Genomic DNA, 250 nt, shown 5'->3' on the forward strand with positions numbered 1-250 from the left:
GGCCGCTCGCTGTTTCGGTCTCGCATCCAGAAACCGGCGAAATCGTCGCTGGCCTTCTGGCCGGCACGAACTACGGCCAGCTCCATGTGCTTGTGCTGTTTGTGCAGGAAGAGTTGCGCGGCGCCGGGCAGCTGAGCTCCACGCCGCTGCCACAGGCCAATGCCTACGCGATGGTGCGGCGCCGTGCCGCCGCGGCCGGAATCGGCACGAAGATCGGCAACCATACGTTTCGAGCGACGGGGATTACCGC

1 pseudogene is annotated in these 250 nt (G+C 66.0%); it reads left to right on the forward strand.

The features are described from left to right. Positions 1–250 (forward strand): annotated as a pseudogene (locus tag AB4Y44_RS42760) (hypothetical protein); the annotation flags it as partial.

The organism is Paraburkholderia sp. BR10937 (genome assembly GCF_040965695.1).
Taxonomy (GTDB): domain Bacteria; phylum Pseudomonadota; class Gammaproteobacteria; order Burkholderiales; family Burkholderiaceae; genus Paraburkholderia.